Below are 20,288 nucleotides of genomic sequence, written 5' to 3'. Positions count from 1 at the left end.
AACTTAATAACTAGTAGCCAGTTCGATTCCGCTATAGAGGTCAGGGCATAAGCAATCCTTGGGAATAATTTCCAAGAAGCCACTACGTTGCGCCATCTCTAAGGGTTGATGATCTAGTCCGCAAATAATCAATTTAATATTTCGAATCTTGCAAAGGTGAGCCAGTTCCATAATCGTGTCCATGCCCGAGGTGTCGACATAAATCACATTCTTCAGATCCAGCAAGAGCGTTTGAGATGGTAAATTTTCTTCAATCTTTTCAAGAAGCTTTACTGCGCCAAAAAAGATCGCACCATAAATGCGATAAGCATCTATGCGGCCTTGCAGATTCGCGAGAGCTGCAAAATCTTTACCTTCGGCGCGCTCACACCGAGAGAGGCTAGAAATTCGATAAATAAAAGTAATAAACGCGATCAGCAGACCTACTTGAACTGCTACAGTCAAATCAAGGATGACGGTTAATAGGAAAACACTCAGGATCGTAATGCGGTAAGGTAGGCGGAATTGCTTGAGATCGATAAACTTTCTCCATTCACCCATATTCCAGGCAACGTACATCAATATCGCTGCAAGACTCGCTAGGGGAATGCTTTTTGCCAATGGAGCTGCAAACAAGATAATGATCAGCAATGTTAGTGCATGTACGATTCCTGCAATAGGTGTGTTGCCTCCACTTTCAACATTGGTTACAGTGCGGGCAATTGTTCCGGTGGCAGGCATTCCACCAAAAAAAGGCGTTACCAAATTGGCTACCCCTTGTGCCATGAGCTCTTGGTTGGAGTCATGTCGATCATGAATTAAGCCATCAGCGATACGCGCACAGAGCAGGGACTCTATCGCACCAAGCAAGGCCAGGGTAAGCGCAGGTATCACCATAAATTGAGCGGTATCCCAACTGATAGGGAGCCACTCAAAATGCGGTAAGCCAGAAGGTATGCCGCCAAAGCGACTGCCAATGGTGTCAACAGGGAGATCAAATAAGGCAGTAGCAATCGTTGCCAAAATCATCGCCACAACCGTACCAGGAATGTGCGAGAGCCAACCTAAGCGATGTCGAGATAATCGCCAGACAATGAGAACTGCAAGACTTGCGCAAGCCAAAAGAAGGGCGACTAAATTAACCGTATCTGCCGCTTGGTAAAGGGCTTGAAGCGCTTGAAAAAATTGGGCTGGCATTTTGTCAATTTTCAGCCCAAAGAAGTCTTTGATTTGCGATAGCCCAATTAAAAAGGCGATGCCGTTGGTAAATCCAATAATCACAGCAATGGGAATAAAGCGTACTAAGGTACCAAGACGAAATACGCCCATTAAGAATAGAAAGACGCCTGACATTGCAGTCGCTAATAAGAGATTAGGCACACCATAGCGCTCAACAATGCCATACACAATCACAATAAATGCGCCTGCAGGTCCGCCAATTTGTACTCTGCTTCCACCAAGAAGGGAGATGAGTCCGCCCGCCAGAATGGCAGTAAAAATACCTGCTTCAGGTTTGAGTCCACTTGCAATCGCAAAGGCCATTGCAAGGGGTAGCGCTACGATGCCAACGGTAATACCTGCGAGTACATCCCTCGTAAATAATTTACGGTTATAGCCTTGGAAAGCATCTAATATTTTGGGGTGAAAAAACATAAATAGAATTTAATCGAAGATTAAAACTCGATTACGAAATTCGGTTTCCTACCCAATAGGCAAAGCCCGCAGTTACTGCAGTGACCGCGCTGCCCCAAGCCATGTCAATAAAAGCTAATCTAGTGGGGAAATCTCGTATGACGGCGAGATTGGTAAGGTCGTAGGTCATATAACAAAAGAAGCCAAATAATGCGCCATATTGCACTGCATATATCCAAGATTGCTTAGAGAGTGCCGGCACCAAGACGAAGATGGTGACTCCAAGGGCATAAAGAGCATAGAAGGCTAGGCCGGCAAGTAACTTTGGCTCGCTAGCCATCAGACTACCCATTTCTTGTTGATAGAGATTCTTGGCAATACCAAGCAACCAGATGAGGTCGATCGCAATTAGCGTAACCAGAAAAGAAAGATAGAGCGTCAAATACTTGAGCATTTAATTTACCCTTTTGTGCTTTGTTACATGAATAATAAGCATTATGATGTATGGAGTGAATTAGTAGTTCAATTTAAAGGGAGTTGATATGTTTAAGCATTTATTGGTACCAGTGGATGGTTCAGATGTAAGTAAAAAATCTCTCAAAAAAGTGGCTCAACTTGCCATTGCAGATAAAGCTGCGGTGACACTAGTTTATGTCTCCGATCCCATGCCCCCAATGGTCTATTCCGATAGCACGATGGGCTATGGCATTACCCAAAAGGATCATCAAAAAGTATGTGCTGCCTATGCGCAGGATGTATTTAAGAAGGCTGCTACTGCTCTTGGAGCTAATGTTAAAGCGAAATCCTTACAGGTTTCCAACTCCAATTTATCTGCGGGCATCTTGGATGCTGCTAAAAAAGTGAAGGCGGACGTTATCGTGATGGCCTCGCATAAGCGGACTGGTATTAAGGGTTTATTACTTGGAAGCGAAACACATGAAGTGATCGTGCATTCGACTTTGCCAGTATTAGTGCTTGGGTAAGTTCATTTTGCCTAGTTCAAAAAGGGTCCACTTGGACCCTTTTTTATTGCTGTCATGCGAAGATTAGTTTTGAATTGGACTGCCAAACAACAGAATTTCTCGAGTGAGTTGTCCACTTTCGTTATCGCGCATTGACCACAAATCTAATTGTGTTTTTGCTGCGTAGGGATCAATATAGATCCCATTCTTTCTGAGTTCAAAATGCAGGTGTGGCCCTGTTGATCTTCCTGTCGATCCAACGTAACCAATCTCAAAACCGCGACGCACCTCATTACCCAATGCAAGTTCTACGTTGTAGTTGCTCAAATGTGCATAGTAAGTATGGTAATTGCCAGGATGCTCGATCACGATTAAGTTGCCGAATGCACCGCTGTATCCTAAATGAACCACTTTGCCATTGGCTACACTAAATACGGGAGTGCCTGTAGGAGCAGCGTAGTCGATACCCATATGGGTTCGATAGCGTTGTTTAGGAGGGGCGGCCTGAGCAGTTGGGGCTGTGCTGGCTGGACGTTTGCTCGAAGAGGCTCTTACGCTACCGACACCGCGAGAGATGCGTCGATAACTTAATGGGTTGGTCCAAAAGGAACGCTCGAGAGATTCCCCGCTACCGGTAAAGAAGCCACCAGGTACGTCACCTCTTTCAACCCAATAGGCACTTGCAAAGACTTCTTTATTGCTTGGGTCAAGAATTTCTACTGCCCAAATTTGTGCCCAGCGTTCCCGATCACCAAAATCCACAATCAGGCGTACAACGCTATTGGTATTTTCAAGAGAGTTATTTTCTTCGGGGTAAATTTGCTTGATGATGGAATTTAATTCCCAAACTAGCTCAACTGGTAATTTATCGTTGACTTTGGCGGGGTCATATAAAACTTCGCGCAAAGGCATCCGAATCTCGCTGAGATTTTGAGATTCATTTCTTAAGTAGTCTTGTTGCACTAAAAATCCACCAACAGCTGAAGGTGTAAAGGTCCACACTTCAGTATTGGCATCTTGAATAGGCCCATTCATAATGCTAAGAGAGTCAAAGCGATTTCGACTTCCAAATGCTACCGCATACGGAATGCATTCACCGCGCATTCGATCAAAGAAAGTCTTTGTTTGGTTCTTAAAAAATTCTGCAAACGCCCGATTGTCGATTCCAACATTTGCGGGAAGCTTGTCCTCATTCAAATTTCTTCTCAGGCAGCCTTGACTGACGCGATAGTCCAAATTTCCTGCGCTATCCAAAATCAGCTCATCAGGATCTTTGCGTTGAAATAAGGCTGGATTTAAGCTATTTGATTTTGAGTTGCTGTTACCGGCGGTATCTTTCAGCCCTCGTTGCCCAGAGCTCTGAATAATCACTTTTTGGGTACCCTGAGGGGTCTTTTGGATTTGCTTAGTTTGCTGTGCTAAGGCAGCCGAAGAGAACCCAAATATCACGCTGAACAGAGCGTTGCAAAAGAAGGAGGGTGCCCACGCAAAAACCAAGGTGGATTGAGATACTTTTCTATTCACAGCAACATTATCTAATAATGTGCTGGCTTGGTCTGATATTTATGTTGTGCTGCAGCAAAATGATCATATTTAATCAATATTCTTTAAATATGACGCCATCTACTTAAGCGCTCTGAGTGCTGCCACTTCAAAAGGAATTAATCGATACAATATTTTTTTGATTAAGGAGTTCAGATGCCCATTATTCAGTCAGTGCAAGTTGCCTCTGTAGCAGTTCCATTGGATAAAGTAACTTCATTCTCTACTCGTACGGTTTCAGAGCGTCACTACTGCTTAGTAAAAGTCACCAGCAAGGATGGGCACGAAGGTATCGGATTTTGTTATGTTGGTAGCGCTGGTGGTGATATTGCAAAGCTTGCTGTTGAACAATTATTGGCGCCTAAACTGATTGGCCAAAATAGCCATCGTAGCGAAGGTCTATGGATGGATATGTATAACGAATCCATCTTGCAGGGTCGTGCAGGTGCCGTCATGCGTGGAATCTCGATTTTAGATACCGCACTTTGGGATTTAAATGCCCGCTCAGTTGGGTTACCGCTTCATCACTATCTTGGAGCAGTAGTAGAAGATCGCGTTCCTGCTTATGCCAGTGGCGGCTACTATCTCGATGGCAAAACGCCAGCGAAATTGGGTAAAGAAATGGAGTCCTATGTAAAACAGGGCTTTAAGGCAGTCAAAATGAAAGTGGGGCGCCTATCTCCTTCCGAAGAGGAAGCGCGGGTTAAAGCAGCTCGCAAAGCAATCGGCGAGGATATTTTATTAACCTTAGATGCCAATAATGCCTGGCGTGATTTGCCTACTGCTCTTGAGTATGTGCGTCGTTTCGAGGCTTACAACCCTTACTGGATTGAAGAACCCTTTTCTCCCGATGCAATTGATTTGCATGCGGCATTAGCTCGTCAAACCAAAATCAATGTGGCTACTGGCGAAATGGAAGCAGGGCGCTGGCGCTTTAGAGAGTTGATCGATGCTGGTGGCGTGGCTATATTGCAGTCAGATGCTGCAGTGTGCGGCGGTATTACTGAGTGGCGCCGTATTTCTGCTTATGCGGATTTAAAAGGCATGACTGTTTGCCCTCATTGGATGCATGATTTGCATGCTCCTCTAGTGGCTGCCACTCCTAATGCCCGCTTCGTAGAATTCTTTTTAGATGATCAGGTGCTGAATTTCCGTAGATTGATTAATAAACAACTCACTTTCAAGAATGGTGATCTGATTTTGCATAAAACACCTGGCCTTGGATTTGAATTCGAGGAAGCCGCAGTGAAAAAATATGCAGGCAAGGAAGCTTGGAGCAAGATCGCATAAGAATGTCTAAGAAAACCTCAGTTGGTCGCTGCATATTAATCTTTTTCTGTTGAGACTAAAACAATAAAGCCCGCATGAGCGGGCTTTATTGTTGGTGCTTAATAAGATCTCGAATTTAAGAAGATCTGGGACTCATCTTGAAGTGGGTAATCCCTTGGGTGATAAGAACCAAGGCAAAGCCAACAAAACCAATGATGTCGGCTTCAGTGGATGGGTAGGCCAAGGCTACCCCAGAGATCACCATGATTACGCGCTCGAATACTTTGGTCTTTTCAATAAACCAACCTTGTAAGCCGCCTGCCAAGCAAATGATTCCGACCACGGCAGTAAATGAGATCCAAGCAATCTGCATCCAGTCTGCTTGCTCAAGGGCATTCGTTGAGCCCATAAGCAACAAGCTAACACCAGACTTATCAAGCACAAACATAAATGGCACCAGAATTGCAGGAGCTACATATTTCCAAGTTTGCAATGTTGTTTTATAGGGATTGCCTTTACATATAGCAGCTGCCGCAAATGGCGATAGTGCTGTTGGAGGGGATACTTCTGAGAGTACAGCGTAATAGAAGATAAACATATGCGCTGCAAATGCAGGAACGCCTAAGTTGATCAGTGCTGGTGCTGCAATCACTGCGCAAATAATATAAGAGGCTGTTACTGGCACTGCTAAGCCAACAATCCATACAATCAATGCCGTAAAGATAGCGGTTAATAGTAATGATCCACCAGCATATTGGATCACGATAGAGCTAAATTTCAGTCCAAGACCAGTCAGGGTTACAGTACCCACAATTAAGCCAGCTCCTGCGCAGGTTGCTGCGATAGCCAATACCCCAGTTGAGCCAGATGCCAGTGATTTAGTCAGGTTGGATTTATAGAGACCAGAGAGAATCGGTTCTTTGCCTTTGAACCAGGCATAGGGAATGATGGCAGTATCTTCACGCAACATGCTTGAAAACGCTGAAACGACTGTAGCCCAAAAGACCGACATGACTGGTGAAAAGCCCATCATCATGAAAACCACAATCGAGATGAGGGAGAAAAAATGGAACCAGTATTTTTTAGTTAATTGCCAAGCGCTCTCTGCAGATTCAAAGTGAATATTCTTCATGCCGTATTTGCGTACGTCAATCTCAACCATCACAAACAAGCCTAGATAAAAGAGGATGGTTGGAATGGTAGCCATTAACAAAACATCTAGATAGGATATTTTGAGGAAGTCGGCGATCAAGAAAGCGGCAGCACCCAAAACCGGTGGTGAGATGATGGCACCAAGACCACCGGCTGCTAGCAAGCCCCCGGCAGCATTTTTTTCGTAACCGACTTTTTCTAGCATGGGTGCAGCAACTGAGCCTACGGTAACTGTAGTTGCTACGCCTGATCCTGATGGACCACCCATGAGGAATGAGGACAGCACAATGGTTCTACCAACACCAGAAGATTTGCCACCCATCGCAGCAAAAGAGAAGTCAATAAAAAATTTTCCAGCGCCCGTAAATTGCAAGAAGGCACCAAAGATGGTGAACAAAATAATGAGGGTGGCAGAAACGTCAACTGCAGTTCCGTAGATCCCCTCCAATGTCATAAACATATAGCCTACCAAGCGATCTAAACCATAGCCTTTATGGGTCCATGGTGCTGGTAAGTAATTACCAAATAAGGCATAAAGCAAGAAGAGCACAGTCACAGTCACGAGGACCCAACCATTGGTTCTTCTTACGCTTTCAAGAATCAGCAGGATGAGAGCAATTCCCATCATCACGTCAGTAGAATTTGGGGCAGTGTTTCTGTCCATCAGATCATCGCCGCCAGCCAGAATGTAATAGCCAATGGCAACCGAGCCTAGGGCAAACAAAACGTCCCAAAACATCAATTTATTTTTAAAACGAGCGGAAATCGGAAAGCTTAGGAAGACTAAAAACAATACTAGGGCAACGTGAATAACCCTGAGTTGGTGTGTTGGAACAATTGAGTAGGCTGCGTACAAATGGAACAAAGACATGCCCACTGCAACTAGCGTAATAAATGTGGCTAATAGACCCTTGTAATTATTGGAGTCTCCTTCTTCCTGCTTAATAAAGGCATCTAATTTTTCTTGGGTTTCGTTATCAATTACGTTTTGGTTCATGTCTCAACCTATTTATATATTTATATTTATTGCTACAGCTTTAATGCAGAAGGGGTGAGATTAACTCACCCCCCTTTACTTGCCTTGGTATTAGTTTACCTTGGCGCCTTTTTCTTTAAGGTACTTTAAAGCACCTGGATGGTAGGCAACCGGTGTCGCATTCGCTTTTTGGTTCTCTAGTTTGATATTTCTGTACTCAGCATGTGAGCGAACAAGTTCAAGCTGATTATCAAAGATAGCTTTAACAATCTTATATGCCTCTGCATCAGACATAGAGGCATTGACAACTAATAGATTAGCAACTGCTGCAACGTTGTTATCTTTTTCCATGCCGCTATAAGTTTGCTTAGTGATAACGGATGGGAAGTAAAGGTTGCCATATTTTTTATTCATGGCTGGAACTTCGGCAGCGGTATCTACCATCACGATTTTCATGCCAGGGCTATTGGCCAAATCGGTAACAGCAGCTGTTGGCAGACCACCTACCCAGAAGAAAGCGTCGATCTTCCGGTCCTTTACTGCATTGACTGACTCGGCAACGCTCAAGCGCTCACGCTTTACATCCTTATCCTTATCCAGACCTGCAGCTTCTAGCAAGCGAAACGCCATCACTTCGGTAGCACTTCCAGGGGCGCCAGTACTGACGCGCTTACCCTTCAAATCTTTCATGGTCTTGATACCTGTAGATTCCACAGTGGCCACATGCATTAAGTTTGGATACAGAATGAGTAGGGTTCTTAAATCAACTGGTTTGTCTTTAAATTTATCGTCACCAACGGATGCATCTTTAGCAGCATCAGCCATTGAGAAGGCAACGTAAGGTTTTCCGGTGCCAACCAGTTTTAAGTTATCAACAGAGCCGCCCGTCACTTCAGCGGTTGCTGACATTCCTGGTACATACTTGGATAGTACTGAGGCTAAGCCACCACCCATCGGGTAGTAAACCCCTCCAGTACCGCCAGTCGCAATGGAAATATTTTGAGCTTGCGCGCCTGCCCAAATAAAGCTCAAGGCAATTGCAAAGATTTTGAGTAATTTCATGTTGTCTCCTATTTATTTTCTAATTAAAGGCCAGGCATTGAAAAATTCGCTTTTTGTAATTCACTTAATAATTTTGCTTGCTGTTCTGCAGTTAACTGCATGAGGGGTGGGCGCACTCTTAGCCAATCTGGGTCTTTGCTGTGATGTGCTACAGCGGTTTTCATGCCCGCAATCATTTGATATTGAGCAAAGATTGCACGAAGCTTATCTAAATCGGCTTGGCGCTCATCCGCATTCGATTCCCTCCAGTGTGCAGCCAGCTCTGCAAGGGCTTTGGGATTCACGTTGGCGGTTGCAGAAATGCAGCCAACACCACCAGCACGCAAAGTACGCATTAAGAAAACTTCACTACCAGCGTATACGCGGAAGCCTGAAGGCGCCAATAACTTAATGACGGACTCTGTATACGCCCAGTCACCAGAGCTATCTTTCATACCAACAACCGTTTTTGGATATTCCTTAGCTAGGCGCTCAAGCAGTGACAGGCTTAAATTAATCTTTGTGACAGGCGGAATGTTGTAGATATAAATCTGCAATGCAGAGTTACCCACTTTTTGAATCACTTCAGAAAAGTAAGCAAACAATCCATCATCCGTAATGTCTTTGTAATAAAAAGGCGGGAGCATCAGAACGCCTGCACACTTGTGATCCACTGCATGGCGTGTCATGTTCACTGTGGCATCAATAGAGGTTGCGCCAGTTCCAGGCATCATGTGCTCAGGATTGAGTCCGCCTTCAATGAGTGCAGTGAGCGTGCTCATTTTTTGTGGGGCAGACATTGAGTTAGCTTCTGAGTTCGTGCCAAAGATAGCCTGACCAACACCATTGGCATCTAACCACTTGCACTGCTTGAGTAGCTTTTGTGCATCAGGACTTCCATCTGCTTTGAATGGAGTGAGTACTGGGGACAGCACCGCAGGCAATGTGGAAGGGTGTAAAGAAATAGTCATGCTTGCTCCGATTTAATTTTTAACTTCTGTAGGAAGTGGCTGTTGATTAAAAAACGCTTCTAGATTATCTACGGCTAAATTCGTCATTGCTATCCGTGTTTCTGCGGTAGCGCTCCCGATATGGGGTGTTAAAAGTACATTATCAAGATTTAGGAAGGCCTCGTTAGGATTCGGCTCATTGTCATAGACATCTAAGGCTGCACCAGCAATTTTTTTATGCTGCAGTGCATATAAAAGTGCGGCTTCATCCACTACGCTACCACGAGCAATATTGATTAAGTATCCATTTGGCCCCAGCGCTTCAAGTACTTCCTGGTTGACCATTTTGTCGGTATCAGGGGTAGCAGGGCAGGCTAGAAAAAGCACATCACAGGCTGTTGCTAATGCGTGGACATCCTTGAAGTAGGTATAAGGCACCGCCTTTGGAGAAGGGCCGCTATAAGCAATATCCACCTTAAAGGGCAACAGTCGCTCAGCGAGATCCTGTCCAATGCGGCCCATGCCAGCAATGCCTACTCGTTTGCCAGCTAGGGTGGTGGTGATTTTAAAAAGACCTTTAGACCAAGCTTTACTTTTAACAAACGATTCTGATTCAGGGATACGACGCATTAAGCCAAGCATCATGCCCATTGCCAGCTCACAAACTGCATCATTCAGGACGCCGGGGGTGTTGCTCGCCTTGATGCCTTGTGCTTTGAGATAGGAGAGCGGGAGATTGTCATAGCCTACACCACAGGTAGCTACCATTTTGAGCTTGGGTAGCTGCCGCACCAAGGACTCGGGTAGCTTGGTATTCGAGCGCACTAGGATGGCTTGAAAATCCCCTGATGGCACAGGCGCCGCAGGATCTAAATGGCGAGTTGGAACAAAGCGTCGGTCAATTTCTGCCTGCATAATTTCAGGGAAATGGCCGACCTGTAGCACCGAATTGACGGGGATCATGTCTCACTTACTTTTTTATTGGAATAATGCATACATTGTAAGAGGATTTTTAGCCAAAGGTTCGCCCCCCCATGAGGAGAATGAGTGATGTTGTTTACCCCAGCCGAAACTAAAGTAGTCATTGTTGGCGGTGGCACCATGGGCGCAGACGTTGCGGCCGTGTGTGCACGTGGAGGGTGTGCCGTCCAGGTAGTAGAGCCCACTACCGAGCGTAGAGCACTTTTGCCAGATTATTTTGCTAATACCTTGACTGAGCTTGGCTGCGAAAACCGCATTCATTTACTCACTGTTGCCGGTACCTTAGAAGAAGTAGATTGGTCTGATGTAGATCTCGTCATCGAATGCGTACCCGAACGCTTGGATATCAAACAAGAATTATTTGCCAAGCTTGAGCAGTATGCAAAACCTGAAGCTGTTTTGGCGAGCAACAGCACCAGCTTTCCTATTAGCCAAATTGCCAGTGGCTTGAAAACAGCCGCACGAATGATTGGCCTGCATTTCTTTATGCCAGCACATTTAATTCCTTGTGTGGAAGTAGTTTATGGAGAAAAGACATCTCCCATGGTTGGCGATAGCTTATTTAGGTTAATGACTGCCTGCGGAATGGTTCCAGTTACTGTTAAAAAGGATTTGCCGGGATTTTTGGCAAATCGCTTGCAACATGCTTTGTCACGTGAAGCATTTTCCATGGTGGATGAGGGTATTTGTACACCCGAGGACATTGACAAGGCGGTTCGTTTTGGTTTTGGCTTTCGCTATATTGCCGCTGGCCCTGCTATGCAACGTGATCATGCTGGGCTTGAGATTCATGCTGCTGGAGGAGCCACAATTTATCCTTCATTGAACAATTCTCCTACGATTGCAAAGTGTTTAAGTGAGCGTGTAGAGAGCGGTAAGTTTGGTATGAAAACGGGTGAAGGTTTTTATTCTTGGACTGCAGAATCTATTCAGGATGAGCGTAAGCGTTACCAAGATGCTTTGCGCGAAGGCTTAAAGATTATTCAAAAAGAATTGCCTGAGATAAAGTAATCTCGATAGCAGGTTAAGCAATATCTTGAATATTTAATTTGCGTAGGTGGGGTGCAAGTCGATAAGTGATCAGGACGACAAGGATCGTCGCTGCACCGCCAAACACAATCGACGGCACTAAGCCCATGACGCTGGCTGCGATACCAGACTCTAGTGCACCCAATTCATTAGAGGAGCCGATAAAAATGCCATTGATGGCGCTAATCCGCCCGCGCATATGATTTGGGGTGGTGAGCTGCATAATGCTGCCACGAATCACGACAGAAATGGAGTCGCAACATCCAGAGATGAATAGGAAGAATGCGCAAACCCAGAGATTGCTAGAGATTCCAAAGGCAATGATTGCCATTCCAAACCCAGCAACCGAGAGAAAAAGATACTTTCCAGAGTCAGTCAATATGGGGCGTCTTGCAAGATAGATGCCGGTGATGACAGCGCCTGCTGCTGGAGCAGCCCGAAGGATTCCCAAGGTTTCTGGTCCGGCATTAAGCACTTCTTTAACAAAGGCTGGCAAGATAGAAACAGCGCCACCAAAGAGAACGGCAAACATATCGAGTGCCATCACGCTGAGAATTAATTCATTTTTTCTGACGTAACGAAATCCCTCCATAAAGCTTTTGAAAAATTCATTCTTCAGGGCGCCACTCTTTTCTTGAACCGCGCGAATAAAGGTCACTCCATACAGACCAAAGGCGCCACAACCAGCTGCTAAACAATAAGTCCACTCTAGTCCTGCAAAACCAATCATTAGGCCGCCAAGACCTGGGCCAGCAACGACGCAAATTTGAAATGCGGATGAGGCGTAGGCGGTATAGCGCGTTAACTGATCTCTTGGGATAATCTGCCCAAATAAGGCTTGGTAAGACGGTCGTAATAAGGCGCGCCCAACACCGATAAAGGCAACTGCAACATAAATGAAAGGGACTGGCGGTGTGATCCAGCCGATTGCAATGGCTGCTAGAAATAAAGCAACGGCTATATGAATCAGGCAGGCTAGTCCTGCAATCAGTTTTCTGGAGTAGTGGTCTACCGCATGGCCTGAATAGAGTGCGAGAGCAAAGTAGGGAATTAACTCAGCCAGACCAATCAGACCTAAGGAAACGACGCTATTGGTAATCTCATAGAGATGCCAGCCAACTGCAACCATCGTGATCTGGTAACTCAATGTTGCACCAATGCGATAGAGAAGCAGGGTTCGAAAGGCTTTACTAGGATTCATGAATTTTCTTAGTGTAAGGCAGATCATGCTTTATTCTTATGGTATGAAAAAAATCATTCGCGTTTGGGACTTGCCAATTCGAGTATTTCATTGGCTTTTAGTGGCCTGCATCGTTGGTAGTTTGGTAAGTGTCAATATAGGTGGCAATGCCATAGAGTGGCACGCCTATTTCGGCTACTGTATTTTGACCCTACTGATTTTCAGAATCCTCTGGGGTTTTATTGGTTCAACCCATGCCCGATTTGTGAACTTCTTTCCCTCCAAAGAAAAGATACTGAGTTACCTAAGCGGCAGCTCACCTCGTGTATTAGGACATAATCCTTTGGGCGCGCTTTCTGTTTTTGCATTGTTATTTGTCTTAAGTGTTCAAGTATTTACTGGCTTATTTGTCGATGACGAAATTGCCTTTCAGGGTCCGTTTGCAAAGTACGTTCCCAACTTCCTAGTCTCACTTTTCTCACAGATTCATGAGGCTAATCAGATCGTGATTTATGCCCTCATTGGCATTCATATTGCCGCCATTCTGTTCTATACAAAATTTAAGGGCGAAGACCTCATCAAGCCGATGTTGCATGGCGATAAAGAAATTGACCCAAGCGAGGAGGCAGATTATTTGCCTACTGACTTGGGTCAACCATCCAAGGATGGTGCTACACAGCGAACACTTGCCTTAATTCTATTAAGCGTAATCGCGGTAGTGGTGGGTTATTTCATTACTTCTTCTTAAAGTCGTCGTGACAAGTTTTGCAAGTTTGTCCTGCAGCGCCGAAGGTTTTCTTAATGCTTTCAAGATCACCTGATTGAGCGGCTTTATTGAGATCTGCAACAGCTAATTGCATCTTTTCAGAATTGGATTTGAATTTAGCGCCATCAGTCCAAATGCCAGGCTGTGCTTTGCCACCTTCAGTGCCTGCACCAAATGCTTGCCAAGGCAAGGAAGAAAGCGTCGCTACGATGGCTGCATTTTTAGCAACCTCATCTTTGTTGTAAGGCGCTTCGCCTTTTACAACGGCACCGATTTTCCCGAAGGAATTAGCCATTACTGTAAATACGCTTTGGCGATATTTAATAGCGTCTTCGGGCTTTTGGAATTGTGCAGAAGCAGGGCCAGCAGTCAGCGCTACAACGGTAGCAGTAGTAGCCAGAACAATGTGATGTAGTTTCATTTAAGACCTCTATTGAATGGATGGTGAAGAAGGGGGGCATTACTGACGAAATGAGCATACTCCAAAATGGCGGTTTTTGTCCTAAATTTGCTCTACACAATCATTTGCAAAGGCAGGGTGATGAGGTAAAGAAGATATTTGAAAAATGCCATGAGGGGTTCCATCCAGAAACTGCCAATAATTCCAGTAAACACGAGGGCTAGAACAATAAAAAAGCCCCAAGGCTCTAGTTTGCCAAGTGCAATTGACTGGCGGGCTGGTAAAAGGCTTGAAAGTATTCGGCCTCCATCCAGTGGCGGTAATGGGAATAAATTGAATACTAGCAAGCCGATGTTCCAGGTAACGCCCGCTTGTGCCATTGAAATAAAGAATTTTTCATCGACCCCAAACCCCACCAAGCAAATGAGCAAGATTGCCCAAATGATGGCTTGAATGAAATTGGATCCCGGCCCCGCTAATGCAACCCAAATCGAGTCAATTCGGGGGTTTCTGAGGCGTCCGAAGTTAACAGGAACAGGTTTGGCATAACCAACCAAGAATGGGGACCCCGTTAGGAGTAATGCCAGGGGGATCAAGATGGTGCCCACTGGATCAATGTGTTTGGCTGGGTTTAGGCTGACCCGACCCAGCATGTAGGCGGTGTTATCACCAAATTTACGGGCCGCAAAGCCGTGGGCAGCCTCATGGATCGTAATAGCGAATATCAAGGGAATCGCATTAATTGCGATAGCTTGGATAGAATAGTCAGTAATCATGGCAATATGATATCCATAGGAGCAAAAAAGTGACTGACGATAAAAAACCCGACCCTAAGAACCCAGCTAAGCCCGCAATCGCTAAGCCACCTGCCCGTCCACCGGTTCCAAAAGGCCCATCTGGCCCTGCTGGAAGGCCTCAGGCAGGCTTTGGTGGTGGAAAAGGCATGATGCGTAAGGCTGGCCGCGGTCGATAGTGGATAATTACTCCATTCATTAATGTGTTTACAGAGGATTTAGCATGAACGAGTGGCATAACGAATCTAAAGAAGAAGTTAACAAAAAGATCATTACTTTGATCGTGATGTTGGCCGCAGCAACTAGCTTGGCAATTTTGTTTGCATTGGTAGCAGCTCATACTGGTTACGTATTCGGTTAATTCGCATTAATGACTAGCCATCGCCAACCTGCAGTATTCGCTGGCCATGGCAGTCCGATGTATGCCTTAGAGCCCAATCGCTTTACTGAAGCTTGGGCGAATTTAGGTAAATCTTTAAAACGCCCAGATGCCGTTCTAGTGATCTCGGCGCATTGGGTAACTCGAGGTGTATGGGTTACTGCAATGCCAAAACCCAAAACAATTCATGACTTTGGCGGATTTCCGCAGGAGCTGTTTGATATTCAGTATCCAGCCCCTGGATCACCTGCGCTTGCCGACCGAGTAAAAGAACTTTTAAATGTTCCTGTTGTATTGGAGGAGAACGAGTGGGGCATTGATCATGGTGCCTGGTCCGTTCTCAAATATCTGTATCCCCATGCCGACGTGCCTATTGTGCAACTCAGTCTTGATGGATCAATGTCTGCAAGAGCGCATTACGATTTAGCCAAGCAACTCCGACCCTTGCGTGATGAAAATATACTCATTTTGTCGAGCGGCAATGTGGTGCATAACTTGCGCACAATTGATTGGCATGACAATGCTGTGCCACATGTTTGGGCGAAAGATTTCAATCAATTTTTTATCTCCGAAATGCGTGCTGATCACCATGAGCCACTGATTGATTGGGAGCGCTACGGTGATGCAGCACATTTATCTATTCCTACTGCCGAGCACTATTGGCCTGCACTTTATACCTTGGCATTACAAGAGGATGGAGAGCATGCACAGGTTTTTGTTGATGGTATCGAAATGAGTTCCATCAGCATGCTGGGTTTTTCAATCCAATAAAGCACTTTAAATATGTGGCTATCTCTTCTTGCAATTTTTTTTGGCGCTGGATTTGGTGCCTTATTGCGTGCCGGTTTTAATCTGATGACTGCAAGTACAGTTTCAGTCATTCCATTGGGCACGCTGTTAGCAAACATGGTGGGGGGTTACCTCGTCGGTATTGCTGTCGCATTCTTTGGTAGCAATCCCAGTCTATCTCCAGAGTGGAAATTATTTGTGATTACGGGATTTTTAGGGGGGCTGACGACTTTCTCTAGTTTTTCAGCCGAGGTAGTGGCTTTAATTCAGCGGGGTGACCTTGGTTGGGCTTTGGGCACAGCCCTTTTGCACTTGATTGGCTCCCTTGTATTGACCGTTTTAGGCATCTGGACTTATCAATCTTTTCGATAGTCAGAATTTGAAGTCTTACTGGTAGTTAGGTATAGTTTGTGAAGTACATTCTTGTGTCACTAAATTCGTATTAAAAGGAAAATAATGAAAACATCACGTCGAGACTTCATCACTTACGGTTCTGCATTTGCTTTTGTAAATAGCGTTCCCTCATTTGCATTTGCACAAAGCAAGCCTTTATTTGAATCTATCAATATGTTTGTCCCGGCTGCTCCTGGCGGTGGATGGGATAGTACTGCCAGAGCAATTGAAATGGCAGCTAAAGATGCTGGCCTAGTTGGCTCCTTTCAGTTTGAGAATGTGGGTGGTGCAGGCGGCATGGTTGGTTTGCCACGTTTTGTGAATCAGCGTAAAGGTCAGGGCAATGCCTTGATGGTTGGTGGTTCAGTCATGGTTGGTGCAGCCATTACAAATAAAAGCCCTGTGACTATGGCTGATGTCACTCCAATTGCATGCCTTACAGAAGAGGCGGGCATTCTTGTGGTGCCAACAGATGGAAAGATTAAGAATTGGAAAGATTTTGAAGAGGCGATTAAAGCAAACCCTAAAGCAGTCTCAGTAGCGGGCGGTAGTGCCGGCGGTACTGATCATTTGCTATTGGGTTTAATTATTAAGGCACTTGGTAAAAATCCACGTGAAGCAGCTTATGTTGCTTTCGCAGGCGGTGGTCCCGCAAATGCAGCTATTTTGGGCGGTCAAGTAGTTGCTGGCATCTCAGGTTATTCCGAATTTGCAGAACAAATTAAAGCAGGAAAAATGCGTGCCCTGGCAGTTTCTGGCAGCAAGCGTATTCCTGGTGTAGATGTCCCAACCTTTAAAGAGTTAGGTCTCAATATCACAGCAGCTAATTGGCGTGGTGTATTTGGTGCCCCTGGTATCAACGCTGCACAGAAGGCAGCCTTGGTAGATTTGGTTACCAAGATGCATGACACCAAATCATGGGCAGAGACTTTGGAGAAGCGCAAGTGGACAGATGCCTTTTTAGCAGGCGCAGCATTTGAAGCGCAGATTAAAAAGAATATTGCTGAGACTGAAACTGTTCTCAAAGAATTAGGACTTGCGTGAGTACCCGCCTGATAGCCAGCTTTTTGCTGGTCTTTTGTGCAGTGGCTGTCTGGCAGGTATTGAGTATTCCAGAGTCAACGATCCAATCTGAGGTGGGGCCGATTTTGGCCCCCGCCATCTTGGTCGCTTTGCTCTCTCTGTTGGGGGTGTTTTATTTGCTCTCAGCAATCAGCAATAAGGCTCCAGATTGTATTCATCAGGAAGAGGATCAACCTCTGAATGGCGGAGCAAAACGTGTCTCTTACCTACTGGGTGGTGGACTCGCATTTATTCTGCTTGCTAAATTAATCGGTTTCTTAATACCCGCCACACTTTGTGGGCTGGGCGTATCGATGGCATTTGATGCCAAGTTCAATGTCAAGACAGTGTTAATGGTATTAGCTATTGCAGGTGCGTTCTGGACATTATTTTCAGCGATCTTGGGTGTTGATTTGGGCCCACTCGTTAATCTCAGTTTTTAAGTAAAGATCATCATGAGTTCATTTGATTCCTTGATGCAAGGTTTTGCGGTTGCCTTGCAACCCATGACATTGCTATATGGGTTTATAGGATGTTTAGTGGGCACCTTAGTTGGTGTGCTTCCAGGCATTGGGCCGGCACTGACTATTGCCTTATTGTTGCCGTTAACATTTAAGGTTCCTGCAACTGCGATCTTTGTTTTATTTGCTGGTATCTATTACGGCGCTATGTATGGAGGTTCAACCACCTCTATTTTGCTTAATACGCCTGGTGAGTCTGCGACGATCGTGACCTCACTCGAAGGCAATAAGATGGCGCGTCGTGGCAGGGCAGGTCCTGCACTGGCGACTGCAGCTATCGGTAGTTTTGTGGCCGGAACCATTGGCACGATTGCCTTAACTTTCTTTGCGCCTTGGGTGGTTGATGCTGCCCTCGCATTTGGACCGGCGGAATACTTTAGTTTGATGCTGATGGCCTTAGTAACCGTTTCTGCTGTTCTGGGTAGCTCAGCGCTGCGTGGTTTGATTTCTTTAGTTGCTGGTCTTTTATTTGGCTTAATCGGTATTGATCTCCAAACAGGGCAGCCGCGTTTTACTTTTGGCCAGCCAGAATTTTTGGATGGCATCGAAGTGACGATTGTTGCCGTCGGTTTATTTGCAATTGGCGAAGCACTCTTTTTGGCTTGGCAGGGCAAAGAAAATAAGAAGACAGATGTCTTAGCGGTATCTGGAAGTCTATGGCTCTCAAGGGAAGATTTTGCGCGTTCTTGGAAGGCTTGGATTAGAGGCAGTCTGTTTGGTTTTCCGATAGGAGCAATGCCGGCTGGCGGTGCTGAGTTGCCCACATTGCTTTCTTATTACACAGAAAAGAAGCTCTCTAAAAAACCAGAAGAATTTGGTCATGGTGCGATTGAGGGGGTAGCAGGTCCTGAGGCGGCAAATAATGCTGCAGCAGCGGGCGTGCTGATGCCATTGTTAACGCTAGGTATTCCCACTTCAGCGACTGCTGCGATTATTCTGTCGGCGTTTGAGTCCTATGGAATTCAAGTGGGCCCAACTTTATTTACTCAGCAAAGTGGTTTGGTGTGGACTCTTATTGCGAGCTTATATATTGGTAATGTGATTTTGTTAGTGCTCAACTTGCCTTTAGTTGGTCTCTGGGTCAAGCTGTTGAAGATTCCGCCGCAATGGCTTTACGCAGGTATTGTGGTGATCTCGGTTGCTGGAGTCTACGGCTCTTCCAATTCGGTATTTGATGTAGGCCTGCTATTTTTCTTTGGGATTTTAGGTTTTGGAATGCGCCGCTTTGATTTTCCTGCTGCGCCACTAATTATTGGCTTAATTTTGGGCCCCATGGCAGAGCAGTCGATGCGACAAGCGCTCACGATTAGTCAAGGCAACTGGAGCACCTTCTTTACTAGACCAATCTCGGGTACTTTGATGGCAATTTCAATTGCCCTCTTGGTTGTTCCGAATCTCTTGCGTTTAATTCGCAGTCGAAAACAAGCCTAGATCAATCCCATTGAACCAATAATGGCGCCGAGTACGATTAAGTACAGCGGGTGCCAGCGGGTGAAGAGGGTAAAAAGAATAGTAAATATCGTCAAGGCATATGCAGCAACGCCTTGATTGATTTGTAATGAGATTTGCCATGCAGAGGACAGCACCAAGCCAATCGCAAGCGCTGCTGCCGCATACTGAATCGCCTGCTTCTTAATGGGATCTTTAATGCCCATAATGAGGCGCTGCAAATAGTAAATCAGTATGGATGATGGCCAAATAATTGCAAATGTGGAAACTAGTGCGCCAATGACCCCATAGAGATGCCAACCTAACAAGGTCACCGTCATGAAGTTCGGTCCGGGCGATGCTTGTGCTATTGCAAAGTAATCTGAAAACGTTTGAACATCAATCCAGTGCTCTTGATTGACTGCTAACTTAAATAGCTCTGGTAGAAGGGCATTAATTCCCCCAAACGCAATCAGGGAGAAGGCGGATAACTTGAGAAAGAGGCTTAGCAAAATACTCATGCTCTAGAGGCCTTCTTCCATGCTAAAAAGATTGCTAGTGGAGAGGCAACTAGTACCACCATGCCTAGTCCTAAGTGAAAATAGCTAGCAGCAAGAATGGTGACTATAACCACCAAAAGCATTGCGGGGTAGTGAAACTCATCGCGTAACATTTTGAATCCAGTAGATGCAATGAGCCCGATGCCCACTGCGGAGATGCCGCGTAGCAGACCTTTTACAGAATCCAGATAGCTATAGTGGTCATAGAGTACTGCCAACACCATGACTAAAGAGATGGGCCCAAGGGTGAGCCCCAGCACTGAAGCTGCTGCACCTCTAGCTCCACCAAAACGAGAGCCTACACATACGGCCAAGTTCACGATATTAGGTCCGGGAACAATTTGACAGATTCCGAGGATGGCGCTGAATTCTTCGGAAGTCAGAATCTTGTCACGCTCTACTAAAGTGCGTCTAGCCCAGGGCAAGACGCCTCCAAAACCAGACATACCTATTTTGCTAAAGCTGATAAAGAGTTGTAAGGGGCTTAATTGCAGCAAGATATC

General features: G+C 45.5%; 23 protein-coding genes. 11 read left to right on the top strand and 12 right to left on the bottom strand.

Features of this window, described 5'->3' with window-relative positions; genetic code table 11:
* Positions 1 to 3: 3 nt before the first annotated feature.
* Together ICN41_RS02475 and ICN41_RS02470 are read right to left on the bottom strand one after the other, a co-directional pair.
* Entirely contained in the window at positions 4 to 1,632 is a 1,629-nt protein-coding gene (locus ICN41_RS02475; protein ID WP_216291205.1) for a SulP family inorganic anion transporter, read from the bottom strand.
* Positions 1,633 to 1,663: 31 nt separating this feature from the next.
* The gene (locus ICN41_RS02470) at positions 1,664 to 2,065 is read right to left on the bottom strand and encodes a DUF2177 family protein (RefSeq protein WP_216291204.1); all 402 of its coding nucleotides are present in this window, start codon (positions 2,063 to 2,065) and stop codon (positions 1,664 to 1,666) included.
* Positions 2,066 to 2,153: 88 nt separating this feature from the next.
* On the opposite strand from ICN41_RS02470, the gene ICN41_RS02465 reads away from it, so the two are divergent.
* A complete protein-coding gene (locus ICN41_RS02465) occupies positions 2,154 to 2,594 on the top strand; it encodes a universal stress protein (protein WP_216291203.1) in 441 nt (146 codons plus the stop codon).
* A 63-nt stretch (positions 2,595 to 2,657) separates the two neighbouring features.
* On the opposite strand, the gene ICN41_RS02460 is transcribed toward ICN41_RS02465, so the two are convergent.
* Positions 2,658 to 4,097 carry a M23 family metallopeptidase gene (locus ICN41_RS02460; RefSeq protein ID WP_370629078.1) on the bottom strand — a complete coding sequence of 480 codons (1,440 nt, stop codon included), beginning with the start codon at positions 4,095 to 4,097 and terminating at the stop codon, positions 2,658 to 2,660.
* A 174-nt stretch (positions 4,098 to 4,271) separates the two neighbouring features.
* On the opposite strand from ICN41_RS02460, the gene ICN41_RS02455 reads away from it, so the two are divergent.
* Complete coding sequence (locus ICN41_RS02455; RefSeq protein ID WP_216291202.1) at positions 4,272 to 5,405, top strand: mandelate racemase/muconate lactonizing enzyme family protein; 1,134 nt, start codon at positions 4,272 to 4,274, stop codon at positions 5,403 to 5,405.
* Positions 5,406 to 5,520: 115 nt separating this feature from the next.
* Here the strand turns inward: ICN41_RS02455 and ICN41_RS02450 are convergent, their stop codons facing one another.
* The 4 genes from ICN41_RS02450 to ICN41_RS02435 form a co-directional block, all read right to left on the bottom strand.
* On the bottom strand, positions 5,521 to 7,533 hold the full coding sequence (locus ICN41_RS02450; protein WP_216291201.1) for a TRAP transporter fused permease subunit: 2,013 nt from the start codon (positions 7,531 to 7,533) through the stop codon (positions 5,521 to 5,523).
* Between the two features lie 90 nt (positions 7,534 to 7,623).
* The gene (locus ICN41_RS02445; RefSeq protein WP_216291200.1) at positions 7,624 to 8,574 is read right to left on the bottom strand and encodes a TAXI family TRAP transporter solute-binding subunit; all 951 of its coding nucleotides are present in this window, start codon (positions 8,572 to 8,574) and stop codon (positions 7,624 to 7,626) included.
* A 23-nt stretch (positions 8,575 to 8,597) separates the two neighbouring features.
* Positions 8,598 to 9,524 carry a dihydrodipicolinate synthase family protein gene (locus tag ICN41_RS02440; protein ID WP_216291199.1) on the bottom strand — a complete coding sequence of 309 codons (927 nt, stop codon included), beginning with the start codon at positions 9,522 to 9,524 and terminating at the stop codon, positions 8,598 to 8,600.
* 12 nt (positions 9,525 to 9,536) lie between these two features.
* On the bottom strand, positions 9,537 to 10,466 hold the full coding sequence (locus ICN41_RS02435; protein WP_216291198.1) for a 2-hydroxyacid dehydrogenase: 930 nt from the start codon (positions 10,464 to 10,466) through the stop codon (positions 9,537 to 9,539).
* 87 nt (positions 10,467 to 10,553) lie between these two features.
* Between ICN41_RS02435 and ICN41_RS02430 the strand changes: the two genes are divergently transcribed.
* Complete coding sequence (locus ICN41_RS02430) at positions 10,554 to 11,495, top strand: 3-hydroxyacyl-CoA dehydrogenase family protein (protein ID WP_216291197.1); 942 nt, start codon at positions 10,554 to 10,556, stop codon at positions 11,493 to 11,495.
* 13 nt (positions 11,496 to 11,508) lie between these two features.
* Here the strand turns inward: ICN41_RS02430 and ICN41_RS02425 are convergent, their stop codons facing one another.
* Positions 11,509 to 12,714, bottom strand: coding sequence for an MFS transporter (locus ICN41_RS02425; protein ID WP_216291196.1), 1,206 nt, complete (start codon positions 12,712 to 12,714; stop codon positions 11,509 to 11,511).
* A 43-nt stretch (positions 12,715 to 12,757) separates the two neighbouring features.
* Between ICN41_RS02425 and ICN41_RS02420 the strand changes: the two genes are divergently transcribed.
* On the top strand, positions 12,758 to 13,441 hold the full coding sequence (locus ICN41_RS02420; protein ID WP_216291195.1) for a cytochrome b/b6 domain-containing protein: 684 nt from the start codon (positions 12,758 to 12,760) through the stop codon (positions 13,439 to 13,441).
* Here the strand turns inward: ICN41_RS02420 and ICN41_RS02415 are convergent.
* Positions 13,428 to 13,880: a cytochrome c gene (locus tag ICN41_RS02415; RefSeq protein ID WP_216291194.1), complete on the bottom strand. Its 453-nt coding sequence runs from the start codon at positions 13,878 to 13,880 to the stop codon at positions 13,428 to 13,430. The two genes, ICN41_RS02420 and ICN41_RS02415, sit on opposite strands and share 14 nt — an antisense overlap.
* Positions 13,881 to 13,972: 92 nt before the next feature.
* Positions 13,973 to 14,635, bottom strand: coding sequence for a site-2 protease family protein (locus ICN41_RS02410; RefSeq protein WP_216291193.1), 663 nt, complete (start codon positions 14,633 to 14,635; stop codon positions 13,973 to 13,975).
* A 29-nt stretch (positions 14,636 to 14,664) separates the two neighbouring features.
* On the opposite strand from ICN41_RS02410, the gene ICN41_RS02405 reads away from it, so the two are divergent.
* The 7 genes from ICN41_RS02405 (at position 14,665) to ICN41_RS02375 (ending at position 19,228) form a co-directional block, all read left to right on the top strand.
* The gene (locus ICN41_RS02405; RefSeq protein ID WP_216291192.1) at positions 14,665 to 14,832 is read left to right on the top strand and encodes a hypothetical protein; all 168 of its coding nucleotides are present in this window, start codon (positions 14,665 to 14,667) and stop codon (positions 14,830 to 14,832) included.
* A gap of 44 nt (positions 14,833 to 14,876) precedes the next feature.
* Complete coding sequence (locus ICN41_RS02400; RefSeq protein WP_172793433.1) at positions 14,877 to 15,014, top strand: hypothetical protein; 138 nt, start codon at positions 14,877 to 14,879, stop codon at positions 15,012 to 15,014.
* A 9-nt stretch (positions 15,015 to 15,023) separates the two neighbouring features.
* Positions 15,024 to 15,803, top strand: coding sequence for a 4,5-DOPA dioxygenase extradiol (ygiD, locus tag ICN41_RS02395; RefSeq protein ID WP_216291191.1), 780 nt, complete (start codon positions 15,024 to 15,026; stop codon positions 15,801 to 15,803).
* Between the two features lie 12 nt (positions 15,804 to 15,815).
* Entirely contained in the window at positions 15,816 to 16,193 is a 378-nt protein-coding gene (gene crcB, locus ICN41_RS02390) for a fluoride efflux transporter CrcB (protein WP_216291190.1), read from the top strand.
* 84 nt (positions 16,194 to 16,277) lie between these two features.
* Positions 16,278 to 17,258 (top strand): tripartite tricarboxylate transporter substrate binding protein, encoded by a 981-nt coding sequence (locus tag ICN41_RS02385; RefSeq protein WP_216291189.1) that lies wholly within the window; start codon positions 16,278 to 16,280, stop codon positions 17,256 to 17,258.
* Positions 17,255 to 17,719: a tripartite tricarboxylate transporter TctB family protein gene (locus ICN41_RS02380; RefSeq protein ID WP_216291188.1), complete on the top strand. Its 465-nt coding sequence runs from the start codon at positions 17,255 to 17,257 to the stop codon at positions 17,717 to 17,719. Before ICN41_RS02385 ends, ICN41_RS02380 begins: the two co-directional genes overlap by 4 nt.
* A 12-nt stretch (positions 17,720 to 17,731) precedes the next feature.
* The gene (locus tag ICN41_RS02375) at positions 17,732 to 19,228 is read left to right on the top strand and encodes a tripartite tricarboxylate transporter permease (RefSeq protein WP_216291187.1); all 1,497 of its coding nucleotides are present in this window, start codon (positions 17,732 to 17,734) and stop codon (positions 19,226 to 19,228) included.
* Here ICN41_RS02375 and ICN41_RS02370 read toward each other — a convergent pair.
* Entirely contained in the window at positions 19,225 to 19,746 is a 522-nt protein-coding gene (locus tag ICN41_RS02370; RefSeq protein ID WP_216291186.1) for a chromate transporter, read from the bottom strand. The genes ICN41_RS02375 and ICN41_RS02370 overlap by 4 nt on opposite strands.
* Entirely contained in the window at positions 19,743 to 20,282 is a 540-nt protein-coding gene (locus ICN41_RS02365; protein WP_216291185.1) for a chromate transporter, read from the bottom strand. The genes ICN41_RS02370 and ICN41_RS02365 overlap by 4 nt, the downstream gene beginning before the upstream one ends.
* Between the last annotated feature and the right edge of the window lie 6 nt (positions 20,283 to 20,288).

It is taken from the genome of Polynucleobacter sp. 15G-AUS-farblos (assembly GCF_018882445.1).
In the GTDB taxonomy this organism is placed as follows: Bacteria; Pseudomonadota; Gammaproteobacteria; order Burkholderiales; family Burkholderiaceae; genus Polynucleobacter.
The sequence above is the reverse complement of the archived record's forward strand: the minus strand, read 5'-3'. Positions and strand labels throughout refer to the sequence as shown.